17 protein-coding genes and 1 pseudogene are annotated in these 17004 nt (G+C 59.9%); 6 read left to right on the top strand and 12 right to left on the bottom strand.

The window, feature by feature from the left end; all coding sequences use genetic code 11:
• Window positions 1–163: 163 nt before the first annotated feature.
• From AC0L3I_RS06925 to AC0L3I_RS06910, 4 genes are all read left to right on the top strand, one after another.
• The gene (locus AC0L3I_RS06925; protein ID WP_473526509.1) at window positions 164–1246 is read left to right on the top strand and encodes an ABC transporter substrate-binding protein; all 1083 of its coding nucleotides are present in this window, start codon (window positions 164–166) and stop codon (window positions 1244–1246) included.
• A complete protein-coding gene (locus AC0L3I_RS06920; RefSeq protein WP_473526395.1) occupies window positions 1236–2303 on the top strand; it encodes a FecCD family ABC transporter permease in 1068 nt (355 codons plus the stop codon). Before AC0L3I_RS06925 ends, AC0L3I_RS06920 begins: the two co-directional genes overlap by 11 nt.
• Complete coding sequence (locus AC0L3I_RS06915; RefSeq protein ID WP_473484762.1) at window positions 2297–3082, top strand: ABC transporter ATP-binding protein; 786 nt, start codon at window positions 2297–2299, stop codon at window positions 3080–3082. The genes AC0L3I_RS06920 and AC0L3I_RS06915 overlap by 7 nt, the downstream gene beginning before the upstream one ends.
• Window positions 3083–3511: 429 nt before the next feature.
• Window positions 3512–3847 carry a hypothetical protein gene (locus AC0L3I_RS06910; protein ID WP_473526394.1) on the top strand — a complete coding sequence of 112 codons (336 nt, stop codon included), beginning with the start codon at window positions 3512–3514 and terminating at the stop codon, window positions 3845–3847.
• A gap of 155 nt (window positions 3848–4002) precedes the next feature.
• On the opposite strand, the gene AC0L3I_RS06905 is transcribed toward AC0L3I_RS06910, so the two are convergent.
• The 7 genes from AC0L3I_RS06905 to AC0L3I_RS06875 form a co-directional block, all read right to left on the bottom strand.
• Window positions 4003–5616 carry a DUF7055 domain-containing protein gene (locus AC0L3I_RS06905; protein WP_473526393.1) on the bottom strand — a complete coding sequence of 538 codons (1614 nt, stop codon included), beginning with the start codon at window positions 5614–5616 and terminating at the stop codon, window positions 4003–4005.
• A gap of 57 nt (window positions 5617–5673) precedes the next feature.
• Window positions 5674–6828 carry a glycosyltransferase family 4 protein gene (locus AC0L3I_RS06900; protein WP_473526392.1) on the bottom strand — a complete coding sequence of 385 codons (1155 nt, stop codon included), beginning with the start codon at window positions 6826–6828 and terminating at the stop codon, window positions 5674–5676.
• A 12-nt stretch (window positions 6829–6840) separates the two neighbouring features.
• Window positions 6841–7503, bottom strand: coding sequence for a class I SAM-dependent methyltransferase (locus tag AC0L3I_RS06895; RefSeq protein ID WP_473526391.1), 663 nt, complete (start codon window positions 7501–7503; stop codon window positions 6841–6843).
• A gap of 6 nt (window positions 7504–7509) precedes the next feature.
• A complete protein-coding gene (locus tag AC0L3I_RS06890) occupies window positions 7510–7899 on the bottom strand; it encodes a GtrA family protein (RefSeq protein WP_473484769.1) in 390 nt (129 codons plus the stop codon).
• Window positions 7896–8585 (bottom strand): class I SAM-dependent methyltransferase, encoded by a 690-nt coding sequence (locus AC0L3I_RS06885; RefSeq protein ID WP_473484771.1) that lies wholly within the window; start codon window positions 8583–8585, stop codon window positions 7896–7898. The genes AC0L3I_RS06890 and AC0L3I_RS06885 overlap by 4 nt, the downstream gene beginning before the upstream one ends.
• 72 nt (window positions 8586–8657) lie before the next feature.
• Complete coding sequence (locus AC0L3I_RS06880) at window positions 8658–9803, bottom strand: glycosyltransferase family 2 protein (RefSeq protein ID WP_473526390.1); 1146 nt, start codon at window positions 9801–9803, stop codon at window positions 8658–8660.
• Between the two features lie 523 nt (window positions 9804–10326).
• Window positions 10327–11271 carry a lipid kinase gene (locus tag AC0L3I_RS06875; protein WP_473526389.1) on the bottom strand — a complete coding sequence of 315 codons (945 nt, stop codon included), beginning with the start codon at window positions 11269–11271 and terminating at the stop codon, window positions 10327–10329.
• Window positions 11272–11427: 156 nt separating this feature from the next.
• Between AC0L3I_RS06875 and AC0L3I_RS06870 the strand changes: the two are divergent.
• Together AC0L3I_RS06870 and AC0L3I_RS06865 are read left to right on the top strand one after the other, a co-directional pair.
• Window positions 11428–11649: pseudogene (locus AC0L3I_RS06870) on the top strand (AbrB/MazE/SpoVT family DNA-binding domain-containing protein); the annotation flags it as partial.
• Entirely contained in the window at window positions 11648–12052 is a 405-nt protein-coding gene (locus AC0L3I_RS06865; RefSeq protein WP_473526388.1) for a type II toxin-antitoxin system VapC family toxin, read from the top strand. The pseudogene AC0L3I_RS06870 and the gene AC0L3I_RS06865, both read left to right, overlap by 2 nt.
• A 165-nt stretch (window positions 12053–12217) precedes the next feature.
• Here AC0L3I_RS06865 and AC0L3I_RS06860 read toward each other — a convergent pair whose 3' ends face one another.
• The 5 genes from AC0L3I_RS06860 to AC0L3I_RS06840 all read right to left on the bottom strand — a co-directional run bounded on the left by AC0L3I_RS06860 (window position 12218) and on the right by AC0L3I_RS06840 (window position 16895).
• Window positions 12218–13141: a branched-chain amino acid ABC transporter permease gene (locus AC0L3I_RS06860; protein WP_473485131.1), complete on the bottom strand. Its 924-nt coding sequence runs from the start codon at window positions 13139–13141 to the stop codon at window positions 12218–12220.
• A 59-nt stretch (window positions 13142–13200) separates the two neighbouring features.
• The gene (locus AC0L3I_RS06855) at window positions 13201–14088 is read right to left on the bottom strand and encodes a branched-chain amino acid ABC transporter permease (RefSeq protein ID WP_473484777.1); all 888 of its coding nucleotides are present in this window, start codon (window positions 14086–14088) and stop codon (window positions 13201–13203) included.
• A 69-nt stretch (window positions 14089–14157) separates the two neighbouring features.
• Window positions 14158–15354: an ABC transporter substrate-binding protein gene (locus AC0L3I_RS06850; RefSeq protein WP_473526387.1), complete on the bottom strand. Its 1197-nt coding sequence runs from the start codon at window positions 15352–15354 to the stop codon at window positions 14158–14160.
• Window positions 15355–15400: 46 nt separating this feature from the next.
• Window positions 15401–16147, bottom strand: coding sequence for an ABC transporter ATP-binding protein (locus AC0L3I_RS06845; protein ID WP_473526386.1), 747 nt, complete (start codon window positions 16145–16147; stop codon window positions 15401–15403).
• Window positions 16140–16895: an ABC transporter ATP-binding protein gene (locus AC0L3I_RS06840; RefSeq protein WP_473484783.1), complete on the bottom strand. Its 756-nt coding sequence runs from the start codon at window positions 16893–16895 to the stop codon at window positions 16140–16142. Before AC0L3I_RS06840 ends, AC0L3I_RS06845 begins: the two co-directional genes overlap by 8 nt.
• Between the last annotated feature and the right edge of the window lie 109 nt (window positions 16896–17004).

Here is a 17004-nt window from a genome sequence, read left to right as displayed (position 1 = left end):
TGCCCGAAACGCTCTCCCCAAAAGCGGTACATTGGAATTGCTCTAAAAGATAATTCTTGATTACACAATTCATGTTTTCTAAAGCCGGGCCGGTAAACTGAATTGCGAGAGCACAATGATTTTGAAGTCGATATTTGCGGCCGCGGTCGCCCTCGCGGCCTCCATGCCGCTAACCCACGGCGCGCGCGCCGAAACCGTCACCGACATTAGCGGCCGCAAGGTCGAGGTGAAGACGCCGGTCGAGAAGGTCATCCTCGGCGAAGGCCGGCAAATCTACCTGATCGCCGCGCTCGATACCGACAACCCCTTCAAGCGAATCGTTGGCTGGCGCGAGGATTTCTCCCAGGCTGATCCCGACAATTACGCCGTCTATCTGGAAAAATTCCCCTCGATGGCCACGATACCGACCTTTGGCGGTTTCAAGGACGGCACCTTCGACATCGAGCAGGCCATCGCGCTTCAGCCGGACGTGATGATCATGAACATCGAGTCCAAGCAGGCGACCGAGGATGCGCAATATATCGAAAAGCTCGCCGCCGTTGGCATCCCGGTGGTCTATGTCGATTTCCGCGAGCATCCCTTCACCAACACCGAGCCGAGCATGCGCCTCATCGGCAAGCTCTTTGGCCAGGAAAAGCGGGCCGAGGCGTTCATCGCCTACCGCGCCGCGCAGATCGCGCGCGTCACCGAGGTGATCGCAGAGAAGGATCCAAAGCGCCCAACCGTCTTCGTCGAGCGCGCCGGGGGCTATTCCGACGATTGCTGTATGAGCTTCGGCAACGACAATTTCGGCAAGTTCGTCGAGATGGCCGGCGGCCGCAATATCGCGGCGGATCTGATCCCGGGCACTTTTGGCGCGCTCAATCCCGAACAGATCATCGCAAGCGATCCCGACCAGGTGATTGTCACGGGCGGTAATTGGGAGGCCTATGTGCCGGGCGGCAAATGGGTCGGCGTCGGTCCCGGCGCGGACGAAGCGGCAGCAATGAAGAAGCTCAAGGGCCTGACGGAGCGGCCCGCCCTCACCGGCATCAAGGCGGTGGAGAACGGTCGGGTCCACGCCATCTGGCACCAGTTCTACAACAGCCCCTATCAGTTCGTCGCCATCCAGCAGATGGCCAAGTGGCTGCACCCCGACCTGTTCGCCGATCTGGACGCCGAGGCCACCTTCAAGGAGTTGCACGAGAAGTTCCTGCCGGTCGACTACAGGCCTGGCCATTGGGTCTCGCTCTCCAATGAGCAGTGAACCAGCAGCACTATCGGCCAAAGAAGGGCGCGGCCTCTACCGCGCCCTCGTCCTGCGCAAGCAACTCATCCTCGCAGGGCTCGCCCTGGCGCTGCTCCTGAGCCTTTGCATCGACCTCGCGCTCGGCCCGGCCAGCTACAGCCCGGACCAGGTTGTGCTCGCGCTCGTTTCTCCCAGCAGCGTCCCGCTTCAGGTGCGTGTCGTGCTGTGGGAAATCCGGCTTCCCATCGCGCTTATGGCCGTGGTCGTCGGCGCGGCACTGTCGGTCGCCGGTGCACAGATGCAGACTATCCTCAACAATCCGCTCGCCAGCCCGTTCACTCTCGGCATTTCGGCGGCGGCCAGCTTCGGCGCCGCGCTCGCGCTCGCCTTCGGCGTCACGCTCATCCCCGCGGCAATCGAATATGTCGTGCCGCTCAACGCCTTCGTGGTGGCGATGCTGACCGCGTTCGTTATCCACCTGCTGAGTCTCAAGCGCGGCGTGACGGTCGAAACCATCGTGCTTCTCGGCATCGCGCTCGTATTCACCTTCAATGCGCTGCTGTCGCTCGTCCAGTATCTTTCCTCAGAGCAAGCGCTCGCCGCGGTCGTGTTCTGGACCATGGGAAGCCTCACAAAGGCCACCTGGCCCAAGCTCATCATCACCAGCCTCATCCTTCTCGCAACGCTTCCGATATTCGCACGCCGCGCCTGGGCGCTGACGGCGCTGCGGCTGGGCGAAGACAAGGCCGCGAGCTTTGGCGTCAAGGTCGCGCGCCTGAGGCTCGAAACCATGATGATGGTGAGCCTGCTCGCCGCCATTCCCGTCGCCTTCGTCGGCACGATCGGCTTCATCGGGCTGGTCGGTCCGCACATCGCCCGCATGCTGATCGGGGAAGATCAACGCTTCTTCCTGCCCGCCTCGGCGCTTTCGGGGGCACTCATCCTGTCGGCGAGTTCGGTTGCCAGCAAGTCGCTCATTCCAGGCACGATCTTCCCGATCGGCATCGTCACCTCGCTTGTCGGCATTCCCTTCTTCATCTCGCTGATCCTCTCGAATGTGAGGCGCTCATGGTAACGATCAGGCTCGATGGTCTCGGAGCCTTCCACGGGACGCGGCTCGCCCTCTCGGACGTTTCAACTCCCATTTTTCGGGGTGGCGAAGTAGTCGCCGTTATCGGGCCCAACGCAGCGGGAAAGTCGACGCTGTTCAAGCGCATCGCTGGACTTCTGAAAGGCCCGGGGCGTGTCTGCCTCGAGGGGGCGGCGAAGGGACCTGAGGGCATCTGCTATATGCCGCAGGATACGGCAGCCAACGCGGTGCTGACCGTCTATGAATCGATCCTGCTCGCCCGTAAGCAGGGCTCGGCCTGGTCGGTCGGCGATGGCGACCTCGCACTCATAGACGGCATCCTGGCCGCGCTCAGCATTTCGGATATTGCCTTTCGCAATGTCGGCGAACTGAGCGGCGGACAAAGGCAGATGGTAAGCATCGCCCAGATCCTCGCCCGTGAACCTGAAATCCTGCTGATGGACGAGCCGACGTCCGCGCTTGACTTGCACCGGCAGGTCGAGGTGCTGAGCTTCGTGCGCGGGCTTGCGCGCAAGCACGGGATCGCTGTGCTGATCGCAATTCACGAGCTCAATCAGGCCCTGCGCTTCGCCGACAAATGCATCGTCCTCGCCGAGGGGCGGATGATCGCCTGCGGCACGCCGGAAGAGGTTGTCACCCCGGCGCTTTTGCGTGATGTATACCGCGTAGAGGCGAGGATCGAGCGCTGCTCGCGGGGCATCGGTCATGTCATGGTGGACGGCGTCGCGGCCGAACCGGCAGCGACTGCATCGATAGCAGCTTAAAGCGTCGGTGGTCGGAAGCCAAGAACCTAGAAAATAGATCGAAAATTCTGTCGTAAATATTTGAATTAAAAACATTTTCCGTCGCCATTGGTGGGCTACTTGGGCGACGAATGGAGGCGTTCGCTCACGACCGCTGCACGTCCTTCGACGAGCCGCTGTCGTACGAGACACCTTGGGTAGACAGAGGTCGTGAAAACGCGCGATAAGGTTAGCCTGCGCTAGATCTAGAGATGGCCGGGGCACCAGAAGATGGCACGCCGAATGTGCAACGCAATGCTTGGCTTCGCGGCGCTCATAACCGCGTGCCAATCGGCTCCTGAAACGCCGCGACCCAATCTCGAACCTGCGTTAGAACCTGGACCCATTCCTGCCCAACCCGCCTCGGATCCTGCCGCTGTTCCCCCCGGCTCGGCAACTTTGGATCAATCCGTGGCGGTCACTCCCCCTGACAAGACCGTTCCGACAAAATATGCTGTTTTTTCAGGCCTATGGGCCGGACGATTGGATGGGATGTATGACGCCAAACTTGCTGTTCAGACGATTTCTTCCAATGGCAAGGTGACGGTTACCTATGCTTGGGGAACTCTGGGCGACAACCATCCGGGAGAGGCCGCCGGCGTTGGAAGAATTGTGGGGACGACGTTGAAGCTTGAGCGCCTGCCGAATGGCGCAGACCTCAGTTTTGTCATGCGGCCCGACAGAACCCTGGCCGGAACCGTTAGGCTTGCCGGCCAGACCTACACGGGCGCGTTCCTCAAGCAATGATCAAAGACATGTCTGAAGGCTATGTCGGTGCCAGGCGACTGCCAGAAGGTGGAAATTGCTGGAAGTGGATGCTGACCTGCCAGTTTGGGTCTGTGAAGGCCGATAAAGCTTGGCATGCGTTCTGATACCACCACGCCCAGGATGCACCCGAACACTCAGTCGTAGACATTGGCAAACATGCTCAAATTGTCACTGCCGTGTTTGAAGCGTCCGGCGTATGAACCTTGTGGCAAGAGCAATGCCTCGCCTGAACCCATCCGCAAAGTTACAGCCTTCGGCCCGCTTGAGAGGCGGACTGGCGGATCAAAGACGGTGCCGTCAATGTCAACCGCGCCCCGTAGTGGCGTCCCGGTTGCGCTATAGAGTCCATATACGCCAGGGATTGGGACATCGAAGACCTCCTGCTCATCGAGGTAAAGTCGGCGACCGGCAATCCTCAAGTTTGGCGCGACGGTGACATAGCTGTTCCGGATCAGAGGTGCGATCACTGGATAGATATATTCCGTGCGGTAAGACCACAGGATCATTTTAGGCGGAGACTTACTGAATACTTCATAGGCCTCGGATCTGTCGCCCTGTCGCAAAGTCGCGAGGACATAGTGTCTATCAAGCCATAACGTCGACGGTTCGCTCCTGTTGGGCAGCATCCCGATGCCGTCGAAGTACCGGTCACCCGGAGCGAGCAATGATTCTGCACGCGCGACCAGTTCAAGTTGCGCCGCGTTGTTGAAACGGAGGTAAACAATATTGCTGACGAAACTTAGGACCACGGCGGTCACCAGCGCCACCGATGCAATTCGAAAGTGGCGTGTGTTGGGCCTGATCCGGTCCAATGGTGCCAGTGACCACAATGACATGAACGGCAACGCCATGATGAATACGTAAGGCCAAGGCTGATCGTGAATGAAGACCAGAACGGTGATCACGATCGAGAAGATAAGCGCGATGCGATTTCTTTCCTCAAGCTGCCTGAACCGCATCAGTGACAAAGCCATGCCAGAGAAACAGAAGACATAGAGTACTGCGTTCCGCAACAGCGTCTGCAACACGAGGTGCCTCAGTCCGCCGTACTCAACACCTCCGCGGGTCGCAACTTCAATCGGACCGAATACAAGGCTTTCGGCGATGGGGACCGGGTTGCTGCCGCCGAAAAAGAAGCAGTACGCAAGGATCGAAATAGTCCACCCCACCACCAGGCATGCCCCGCGAGCCAGCCCAGTTGAATAGCGTCTCATTACAGCTGCGTCAGTGACCAAGCCGAGCCCCAGCGCAACATTGAAGTAGACCGATTTTTGAGTGGCCAGGAAAGCCAGTCCGCTTAGGACGCCGGCAGCAAGTATATGCCGTGCACTCAACGCATGTGCACGCACCACGACCAGGAGCGCAGCCACCGCGAAGAACACCGCCAGCGGTTCTGCGATTGTCCGGAAAACACGCTCCATGAAATTCGAAAAGCACAGTAGGACGAGAACGATGCTTAAGGCACGCACCCGATCCTCCCCGAGCGCACGGGCGCAGGCGTATACCATGGCAACGATCGCGCAGCCCAGAAGCGCGGTTTGTATGCGCCCGACAAGCAGAATAGACGTGGCATCCCAGCCTACCAGGTGCGCCAGCTTAAAGAACGCTGTCGATCCCGCCGCTTTACTCGGCTGAATTGTATCGAAAAGTTCCCTGAACAGATATTTGGCGTATCCGAGCTGCCCGAACTCGTCCATGACGAAGAGGCTATTCCACGCAAGGACGAAAAGCAGAACAATCTTTACCATGATAAGACCGAGTGCGATTGTGCCTATCTGGTATCGGTCTCCACGGTAGCCTCGCATTCAAACATCGCCCTGATTTTCAGGAGAATTGGGCTTCTCTCCTCGTGCCAACGCAAGTAGACGCTCCGCCATAGACCTCCAGTCATAATGTGCTAACGCGTAGCGAACCATGGCGGCCCGTTCTTTAGACGTGGGTGCAAGGGAATTAATAGCTTGGGCGCAACGTCTGGCCGAGCCTTCCGCGTCGCTCAGATCGATGGTCACGCCATGGAGCCAATCGGTTGCGTTAGGATCGGCTCGGTTGCTGGGTTCACCGCAGACGACCGGCAGCCCAGATGCCATTGCCTCCTGGATTACGAGCGGAAAGCCTTCGCCCACACTCGGCAACAGCAAGAGGTCAACGCTGCGATAGAGAGCGGCCAGAGCGTGCGGGCTCTGAGTCCCAAGGTCATGGACGTTGGCGAGTCCCCACATGGCGGGGCAGATCGGTCCGCTGCCGACCATCAGAAAGGTCAGGTCTTCCCTGGACGCAGCCAGGGCGCGGAGCACCCTGAGCCCCTTCTTCTCGACATAGCGACCAACGAAGAGAATGCGGCGCGCACCCGGCGCAATTGACATCCCTGCCAGAGCGTCCGGCTCGGGAGCCAAACCTTCGCCGGGATGAAAAACTGCACTGTCGACACCATTGAACAGTAGAGAATACGGGATGCGGGCTGGCGTACCGACAAGGTCGTGTCGCACGGTATCGCTAATGAACACGAGTGCGTCGGCTGCCCTCAGCATGGGGCGTGTGACGACGATGTTGGCCAGTGCAACTGCCGAGCGGAGCACCCGCGATGAAAAAGCAACGCCAGCAATATGCTGGATCAAGACAACGCGCTTGCGGTGCGCCTTCGCCATCAGCAATGCGAGTATCGAGGTGACGTACAATGCGTCATGCACCACCACCGCGTCGCAGCGGCGTACTTCGCGAGCCAGGGTTCGGATCGCGCGCGCACCCGGTAGGGGCATCGGCAGGCCAGTGATCTTCTCTATTGGGTTGGCGCAGGCAAGCGGGTGCGCCTCAACTTCGGTATACGGCGCAGGATCGGCATTACTAGCCGCCCAGACTGCCTCAGCACCTAAGCGTGCGAATTGGCGGCACAGGTGTCCAGCGACACGCTCTATGCCGCCGCCATGGGCCTCATAGAAATGGCTGATCGTGAGAATGCGCAACGGGTTATTCGGTCATACTGGCTCGAAGCGCATTGTTATTTCGAGCCGATTGGGAAACAGCAGTGCTCCGACGCTTTTTCGATACCGCGCTGGTGTAGCGCGACAAGCGATGCGGTAGCCACTGTTGGCGGCCAGCATCTCCCATTCTGCTCGAGTGAGGTAACGCGCCCAGATCATGCCCCCAAAGGGGATATTCCCTATCGCATCCAAGGCCATGAGCCGCAGGGTGTCCAGGGTGCCGCATCTTTCGTGATCCTTGATATAAAGTGGACCGGTTACTACCCGCCGTATTTCGCGCAAGAGATCCGAACGGGCAGTGACCGGAACGTGGTGCACCACGTTGTTGAGTGTCGCTGCTTCAAAAGTTGCGTCAGCGAAAGGTAGTGTTTTGCCGTCATATTGCCGGGTTGGTACGCTGAGCGAGGAGCAGAAGCGATCGATTAGATCAACTGCCTGGACCTCGTCCACTGGGAAAAGTTCCGCCATGGCCTGGGCAATCACGCCAGTGCCGCCGCCGACGTCGAGCAAATTCCGATGGCGCGCGGCCCATACCTCACGCAAACTATCGAGCATCGTCGCTTGATAAAATGGGACCCTGGTCCGATACACAGCGAGATGACGCGATAGGATGACTTGCAGGAGCCGCGGGTCTATCGGCGACATCGTTGTGTCCATCGTTAATCACCTGAGCGCCGTCCAGCGGGTCGGCGTGACGATGGCCCAGCGACCGAGCAGGAAATTCAGAGCTAGCATGCAGACCGAAGCGATCGGTGCGGCGAATGTCATCGGCAGGTCGACCTGCTCATGCCAGAACCAGGTGGCAACGAAAGCGAACGGTATATTAGCCGACATTGCAATGAAGTAACGAACCAGGCCAATCGGGGCTAGCGGCTGACGAAAAGTGAACAACCCATGCAGAACATACCCGGCGCAAGCAACGATCCCGAAGGACAGCAGCACGGCGAACCACAGCGGCATACCGACACTATCTGCCAAGATGATAACGGCGTTGTGTAGCGCAATGCACAGGCCGGCGACAGCAACGTAAGCGAGAGGGGTCCGCATAGTCATGCAGCAGCCTTGCGAGCTCGTACCAGGAAGACACAAGCGTTGTCATCGCGTATCTGAGCGGGCGTGATCCGGTCTTCCAACTGAGCGCGCAGGTTCATCAACACGGCCAACGAGGACGCCAAAATGCCACCGATGATAGGCACACGCCTGAGGATGAAAGAAAATCCCGTCGATCGGATCAGTGTGGTAGTCGCCAGCGGACCGACGATTGCGTGCACATCCTCCACTTCGAGGCCTCGATTGGCGAGGTCCACGATAAGCCCGGTGCGCGTCCAGCGGCGATGATCTTCGGGGTGAGGATGATAGAGCCAAGTGCCGTGAGTAGATAGCAGCAGCACGCCATCATCGCGCAACAGCCTCCGTATTTCGCCACAATAGGCGTCGAGGTCACGCACGTGCTCAAGTACCTGCACCGAAAGCACTGCACCTGCCGCACCATCGGCCAGCGGCACACGGCCCTGCTCGTCTATTTGCAAGAAACCTTCACCGCCGATGTCTGCACCGCAGTAATCGATATTCATCTGACGCATCATCTCAGCATACGGCATGTCGCCGCAGCCGAGGTCTACCATCAGCGAGCCTTGTCTGACATGCGCACTTGCTTCTTCCCGCAACAGTCGCGCAAGCGCGCGTAGGATCAGCCAGTCCGTATCCCAGACCCGTGGAACAGCCCTGCTTTGTCTCATGCGGTCCAGTCCTCAAGAACACGCACTATCTGCCCCGCGGCACGTAGGTCCGGAATGTCCGAAACCGAATGGTTAGCAGACACGTCGATTGTCCAGGTTATCCAGGAGCAATTTGAGAACAAATCCGGAAAGCACCATGGAAACGCCTGCCACGCAGGCCGTGGTAATCACAAAAGTCAGATGCACGGATTGCTCCATTGAGCCGCCAACGAAGATCCATCGCAGCGCCAGCAATATATCCGCGAGGAAACCAATCGTCGCGAGCACACCTCCGGAGAGGACTAGCCATTCCAGCGGGCGACTGCGCGTCAGCCAGGCGATCATCAGTCCTGCGCGTACAGGGTGATAGATTGCGATCGCTACCTTGGCCAGCGTCCCGAAGAGAATGGCCGAAAGACCGATCAATGTTGCCATGGATGAGAGCGCGACGAAGTGGATCCCGAAATACTGCCCACCTATGGTGACAGGCCCAGCAGCGAGGATGGCAAGCCCGATGACACCGGCGATCATCAGGATTAGTCCGGGTACAAGATACATCGTGTCCGGTGCATGAGCTACGATCAGCCGCAAGTGTCGCCACCCGTCACGGAAAGAGCGCAGGTGAGGAGGGCGGTCACGTTTGTCGGGATAGAGCTTGATCGGCACCTCACGAATGATCAATCCGGCACGATGCGCGTTGATGACCATTTCGGAAGCGAATTCCATACCGGGCGAGCGTGCGCCCATTCTTTGGAACGCGTCACGAGTGAAACCCCGCATGCCGCAATGAAAATCGCCTATAGGAGAGTGATGAAGCCAGCGCGCAATCGTCGAAAGCACAGGATTGCCAAGGTATCGGTGCAGAGGAGGCATGGCGCCAGGCTCTATCCCGCCAGCAAAGCGATTGCCCATGACCAACTCCGCACCAGCCTCCAGCGCGTCGATGAAGTCGTCGAGTTTGCTCCAGTCGTAGGAATCGTCTGCATCGGCCATGATCAGGTACTTGCCGTGCGCAGACCCAGCCGCTGCACTAATCGCGGCGCCGTAGCCCTTGACCGGCTGGTGCGCGACGCGCGCACCAAGCGACCGGGCAATCTCCACCGAGCGATCGCTCGATCCATTATCCCCGACCACCACCTCACCTCTGATGCCCCGCTTTGCGAACGCATCAAGCGCCTTTCGAATGCAGATGCCGAGCGTGCGCTCTTCGTTCAGGCAAGGTATGATCGCCGATACCAAGGGAGCCTCCAACTCAAGGAAGCCTTGGTCAGTTTGGCCCGTCGCGACGTCAGACCGGCTATTTATCATTCCACCTGATCCAGTCGAATCGTCAGCTGCATCGAGAGTCGGGCACGTGACCAACGTGTTGCTTCTGGCCTTTATCGACCTAGAAAGAACAAGTTGCGTAATTATTCCCAAAGCCTAATTACCGTTGGGCGCGTTAATTTTTTGTGCTTATGCAACCACGACGATTGCAATCAGGAACACGATAGCTCCTGGCCAACACGACGCGCACAGCGCAAACCTAGCGGGAGAATGTCTGGAACTTTGGTGGATAGCTGTCGTTCTCGTCAATCTGCAAGCCTGCAGCCACTTTGGGAGGCATTCGGTCAGCTTTGAGCTGACGTTGAGGCCGGTCGTGCCACGGTGTCGCAAATCACCTTCGCCAGGCTCTGACGAGCCGAGGGGAATCAAGCAGGCACTCCATCCGAAGATGACCGCGGGGCGGTTGAGTTTATTCGACGCGCGCTTGATCGCCAGTCTAGCCGCTGTTTGCGCTGACCGCGTCACCAAGCACCTTTGTGCGGGGCTGCATGCGCGCGGCCGCAGGAGCGAAGACCGAAATCGCCTTCGGGTGGACCTTGAAATGCGCCGGGGTCGAGGTGACGATCTCACCATCGGTGTTCACCGGCATCGGCCTTTTCGTCTCGATGTCGAACTCGACGCATCTGGCCGTGCGAACCTCGCTCCAGGCGCCGTGCGTGCCTGAGCGGAACGAGCGCAGCAAGAGCGCCATCTTCCAGAGGTTCGTCATTTCCAGGCTGTACAGGTCGAGATGGCCGTCATCGATCTCCGCCGTCTCCTCAACCACGTTGCCGCCGCCATAGTGTCGGCCGTTGCCGACTGCTATCTGGTAAGTCTCGACTTCGGTCGCTACGCCCTTTTCGGTAATCCTTGCTTCGAAGTGGCGGGCCTTGGTCAACACTTTCATGGCCGCCACGGCATAGCCAAACCGGCCGAAACGTTTCTTCAGTGCCGGGTCGAGACCCTGGGCAAGGTCGGTGCTGAGGCCGATGCTCGCAACATTGAAGAAAGCGTGACCATTGACGGTCCCGACATCGATCAGACGCCTTCCGCCCTGTACGATCACGTCGGCGGCCTTCCGCAGATCCAACGGTATTTCGAGCGTTCGTGCCAGATCGTTCGCCGTCCCCATTGGAATGATGCCCATCGGCAGCCCGCTTTCCATGGCCGCGACCGCCGCTGAGGACACCGAGCCATCGCCGCCGCACACGATCACAAGGTCGGCCCTATGGCGAAGGCGTACGATATCGCGTGCTATCTCGGGCAGCGCCTCAAACGTCTCGACGCTGACGCGGAGCCCGCCGGCCTCCAGCCGTTCGACGATCGGTGCGATAGATTCCTGCCCGCGTCGCGCCTTTGGATTGACGAGCAGAAGGGCGCGTCTGGTCGTGATGTCGTTCATGCGGCGTAGATAGGGTGCTTGCCTGCGGATTACGACGTCAAAAGGCGCCTGGGAAGACAAGTCACAAAATGACGGCTCCGGCAGCCGTTTGCGAAGGTTGAAATTCGGCCCACAAGGTAATACCTTATAGAAAATGGGTATTACCAGGATGCGGACATGACCAGCACAGTCACAGCCAAGGGACAGGTGACCATCCCGAAGCCGGTCCGCGACCTGCTCGGAATCGTTCCGGGCAGCAAGGTTGATTTCCGCCGCACCGATGACGGCAATGTGTTGATCGTGCGTAGCGACAAGAAGCAGCCCGCCAGCCGCTTCGCGAAATTGCGCGGCCATGCCGGCAAGGGACTCGACACCGACGCGATCATGGCACTGACGCGTGACGCTGGTCGACACCAACGTTCTGCTCGACCTTGTCACGGACGATGCGAACTGGGCGGATTGGTCGATCGCCCAGCTTGAGACGGCAAGCCTCAATGGGTCGTTGTTGATCAACGATGCAGTCTATGCCGAGCTTGCCGTTCGCTACGACCGCATCGAGGATATCGACGCGTTTCTCGACGAAGCCGGTCTCCAAATGGCTCCGATGCCCCGGGCAGCACTGTTCCTCGCCGGAAAGGTCTTTACGCGGTATCGCAAATCGGGCGGATCGCGCACTGGTGTCCTGCCTGACTTCTTCATCGGCGCCCATGCCGCCGTCGATGGACTGCCGTTGCTCACCCGCGACGTCGGCCGCTACCGCACCTATTTTCCATTGCTGAAACTGATCGCACCGGACTACTGAACAGCCCGCCGGCCCGAGAAGCACGATTTGGCGCCAAGGCAGAGGCCCTTTTGCCTCTTAATCCGGAAGTCTTGGTGAGATGTTCCGTGCAAGATTGTCGTCTGGCTATAGAACTGAGTGGCTGCATGGCCTAATCGGCGACCGGTCGCTGGTTTCATCACCTGTTCAGAGCGGTTTCCGGATCCATTTTGCCAGGACGCCAACGATGCCCTCCCGGAACAACAGCACCGCGACAACGAAGATGATGCCTTGGCCGATCGTGACCCAGTCGCCAAATGTCGCGAGGTAATTCTGCATCGTGACGATGACTGCCGCGCCGACGATCGGTCCGAACACCGTGCCCATGCCGCCTAAGAGCGTCATCAGCACGACCTCGCCGGACATGGTCCAGTAGACGTCGGTAAGCGACGCCAATTGGAACACGATTGCCTTGGTTGCGCCGGCGACGCCGGCGAGCGTGGCCGACAGCACGAATACGGCGAGCTTGTAGCGGTTGACCCGATAGCCCAGCGAGATCGCGCGAGGCTCGTTCTCGCGGATCGCCTTCAACACCTGTCCAAACGGCGAATGGATGATCCGATAGATCAACAATATGCCGGCGAAGAAGATGGCGAGCACGAAGAAATAGAGCACTTCGCTCGAGCGCAGGTCGATCAGCCCGAACAGATGCCCGCGCGGCACGGCCTGGATGCCGTCCTCGCCACCGGTAAACGCCGCCTGCAGCGAGAAGAAATAGATCATCTGCGCAAAAGCCAGCGTCACCATGGCGAAATAGATGCCGTGGCGGCGAATGGCGAGGGAGCCAATGGCGAGACCGAGCACGGCAGCCACCAGCGCGCCCGCGATGATGGCGAGTTCGGGCGTCAAACCCCACACCTTTGCCGCATGGGCCGAGACGTAGCTCGCCATGCCGAAATAGGCAGCGTGGCCGAACGACAAGAGCCCGCCATAGCCGAGCAACAGGTTGAAGGCGCAGGCAAACAGCGCGAAGCACAGCACCTTCATGACGAAGATCGGATAGAGCAGAAATGGCGCGGCGATGAGGAAGACGAAGAGCGCGGCGAAGATCGCAAAGTGATGACGTGGCATGCCCGCGGCGCCAACCGACGTGATGGCCACCATCGCGATCGGGTTGGTGTCGGTTGTCATCACACACTCCGCCCAAACAGACCCGCGGGCTTGACGAGTAGCACGAGCGCCATGATGACAAAGATCACCACGGCCGAGCCTTCCGGATAGAACACGCGGGTCAGACCCTCGATCAGCCCAAGCCCGAAGCCGGTGAGGATCGAGCCCAGAATCGAGCCCATGCCGCCGATGACGACGACGGCGAAGACGACAATGATCAGGTCTGCCCCCATGTTCGGATTGACTGCGTATATCGGCGCGGCGAGCACGCCGGCGAAACCCGCCAGTGCGACGCCGAAACCATATGTGAGCGTGACCAGCAGCGGCACGTTGATGCCGAACGCGCCGACCATGGTCGGGTTCTCGGTCGCTGCCCTGAGATAGGCGCCAAGGCGGGTCTTTTCGATAATGAACCAGGTCGCGAGACACACGATGAGTGAAGCCACGATCACCCAGGCGCGCGAATTTGGCAGGTACATGAAACCGAGATTATGCCCGCCGGTCAGAAGCGGCGGCGGCGGGTAAGGCAGGCCGGATACGCCGAAAAACTGGCGGAAGAAGCCGACGATGATCAGCGCCAGGCCGAAAGTGAGAAGCAGACCGTAGAGATGGTCGAGGTGATAGAGTCGTCGGATCAGCACGCGCTCGAGCACGATGCCGGTGACGCCGACGATCGGCGGCACGATGAACGCGGCCCACCAGTAGCCGACGCCGAGATAGTTGAGCAGCATCCAGGTGCCGAAGGCGCCCAGCATGTACTGCGCGCCATGCGTGAAATTGATGATGTTCAAGAGACCGAAGATGACCGCCAGCCCGAGGCTCAGAACCGCGTAAAAGGACCCATTGATCAGCCCGAGCAGCAACTGGCCGAACAGGACCTGCGGCGGAATTCCAAGCAGTTCGAACATGGTCGCTCCGGCTGACTTGTCGACGAAAGGACGCGCCGAGCGGCTCGGCGCGTCGTTGGCGAGGCTCGCTTACTTGACGAGCGGACAGCCGCCGTCGGCGAGCGGGCGGAACGCTTTGTCGGCCGGAATGGTGGCCACCGTCTCGAAATAATCCCATGGCCCCTTCGATTGGTCCGGCTTCTTGACGCGGAACAGATACATGTCGTGCAGCTTGCGCCCGTCCGCGCGGATCGTGCCCTTGCCGAACAGCGGATCATCGGTCGGCATTTCCTTCATCTTGGCCATCACCTTGGCCGCGTCCTTGTCGCCGACGGCCTCGACGGCTTTAAGGTAATGCAGGACCGAAGCGTAGACTCCGGCCTCGATCATCGAAGGCTTCTGTCCGGCATTCCGCTCCTGGAAGCGGGCAGAGAATTCCCGCGTTTGATCGTTCTTGTCCCAGTAGAACGCGCCGGTGAGCACGAGGCCCTGCGCCACTTCGAGGCCAAGCGCATGCACGTCATTGATGAACATCAGCAGGGCGGCGAGCGCCTGGCCACCCTGTGTGATGCCGAATTCCGACGCCTGCTTGACCGCGTTAATCGTGTCGCCGCCGGCATTGGCGAGGCCGACGACCTTGGCACCCGACCCTTGCGCCTGCAGCAGGAAGGACGAGAAATCCTGGCCGGGGAAAGGATGACGGACGGCGCCGAGAACCTTGCCGCCCGATGCTTCGACGACCTTCGACGTATCGCGCTCGAGCGCGTGGCCGAAGGCGTAGTCCGCCGTGACGAAGAACCAGCTATCGCCGCCTTGTGCGACCATGGCCGAGCCGGTGCCGTTGGCAAGCGCCCAGGTGTCGTAGGTCCAGTGGACGGTGTTGGGCGAACAGGCTTTGCCGGTGAGGTCCGACGAGGCCGGACCCGAGGCGAGGAAGATCTTGTTCTTCTCCTTGGTAATCTCGTTGACGGCGAGCGCCACCGACGAGGTTGGCACGTCGGCGATCACATCGACATTTTCGGTGTCGTACCACTGGCGGGCGATGTTCGAGCCAACGTCCGGCTTGTTCTGGTGGTCGGCGGAGACGATCGACACATTGATGCCCTTGTCCGCCGCCTTGAAGTCTTCCGCCGCCATCTGGGCGGCGATGACCGAGCCTTCGCCGGCGATGTCTGCATAGATGCCGGAACGGTCATTCAGAACGCCGATCTTGACATCCGTGGCGTAGGCCGCGCCTGCCATCAGCAGGCTCGCCGTTGAAGCCAGAATAAATCCCATTTTTTTCATCGCTACTTCCCTCCGATTGCGGCGCAATGCGCCGTTGATGATTGCCTCAGACACCGAGATAGGCGTGCAGCTTGTCAATGTTGGCGTCGAGTTCGTCGTTGGGGATCGTGTCGATCACGCGCCCCTGTTCCACCACGTAGTGCCGGTCCGCGACCAACGCGGCAAAATGAAAATTCTGTTCGACGAGCACGATCGTGAATCCCTCCTCCTTGAGCCGGGCAATGGTGCGGCCGATCTGCTGCACAATGACGGGTGCAAGCCCTTCGGTCGGCTCGTCGAGCAGCAAGAGCTTCGCGCCGGTCCGCAAAATCCGGCCGATGGCAAGCATCTGCTGTTCGCCGCCCGAAAGCTTGGTGCCTTGGCTCGAAAGCCGCTCCTTCAGGTTCGGGAAAAGCTCGAAAATCTGCTCGACGCTGAGCCCACCGGGGCGCACCTTCGGCGGCAGCATCAAATTCTCCTCGACCGAGAGGCTGGAAAAGATCGCGCGCTCCTCTGGGCAGTAGGCGATGCCCATCTGTGCGATCGACCGCGACGGCAGCTTGATCGTCTCACGGCCGTCATAGGTGACCGAGCCCGAGCGCCTGGAAAGGATGCCCATGACGGCCTTCAGCGTCGTCGTCTTGCCGGCGCCATTGCGGCCGAGCAGCGTCACCACTTCGCCTTCGCCAACCTCGAAGCTCACGCCGTGAAGCACATGGCTCTCGCCGTACCAGCCCTGCAGGCCATCGACGCGGAGGAGGGGTCTCGCCGAGGAGGCAACAGCCGGCCTGCTCGTCAGTTCAGCTTCAACCATGGCCGGCCCCGATATAGGCTTCGATAACGCGCGGATCTTTGGATACCGCAGCATAGTCGCCTTCGGCGAGGACTTTGCCGCGCGCGAGCACGGTGATGCGGTTCGACAGCGAGGCTACGACCGACAGATTGTGCTCAACCATCAAAATGGTGCGGTTCTTGGAGATGCGCCGGATCAGCGCCGAGATGCGCTCAATGTCTTCTTGTGCCATGCCTGCCATAGGCTCATCGAGGAGCAGCATTTCAGGGTTCAGCGCCAGTGTCGTCGCGATTTCAAGCGCGCGCTTGCGGCCGTAGGACAGATCGCTGGCGCGGATGTCCGAAAACTCGGTCAAACCGACATCGGCGAGAAGAGCCGCAGCCTCGCTATTGAAATTGGAGAGCACTTTCTCGGAGCGCCAGAAATCGAAACTGTCGCCGCGCCGGCGCTGCAGCGCGATGCGGACATTCTCGAGTGCGGTCATGTGCGGAAACACCGCCGATATCTGGAAGGAGCGCACAAGGCCCAGCCGCGCGATGTCGGCCGGCTGCATCCTGGTGATGTCCCGGCCCTGGTAGCGGATCGCGCCGCGCGTCGGCTGCAGGAATTTGGTCAGCAAGTTGAAGAGGGTCGTCTTGCCTGCGCCGTTGGGGCCGATCAGCGCGTGGATCGATCCTCGCTCCACCGTCAGGTTGACATTGTTGACAGCGACGAAACCCTTAAATTCCTTAGTCAATCCCGCTGCTTCGAGGATCGCTCCGGAATTCATGCGCGGGAACCTTCGCCCGTCATCGGCGTGAAAACGTGGAACCGCGCTGCGAGGCTGTCCGCCCCCAGGGTGACTTCCATGGTTTCCTCCCGTGGCACTCCTGCCCGCA

Source organism: Mesorhizobium sp. WSM4840, from assembly GCF_055811755.1.
This window is presented reverse-complemented; position numbering and strand designations above follow the sequence as displayed.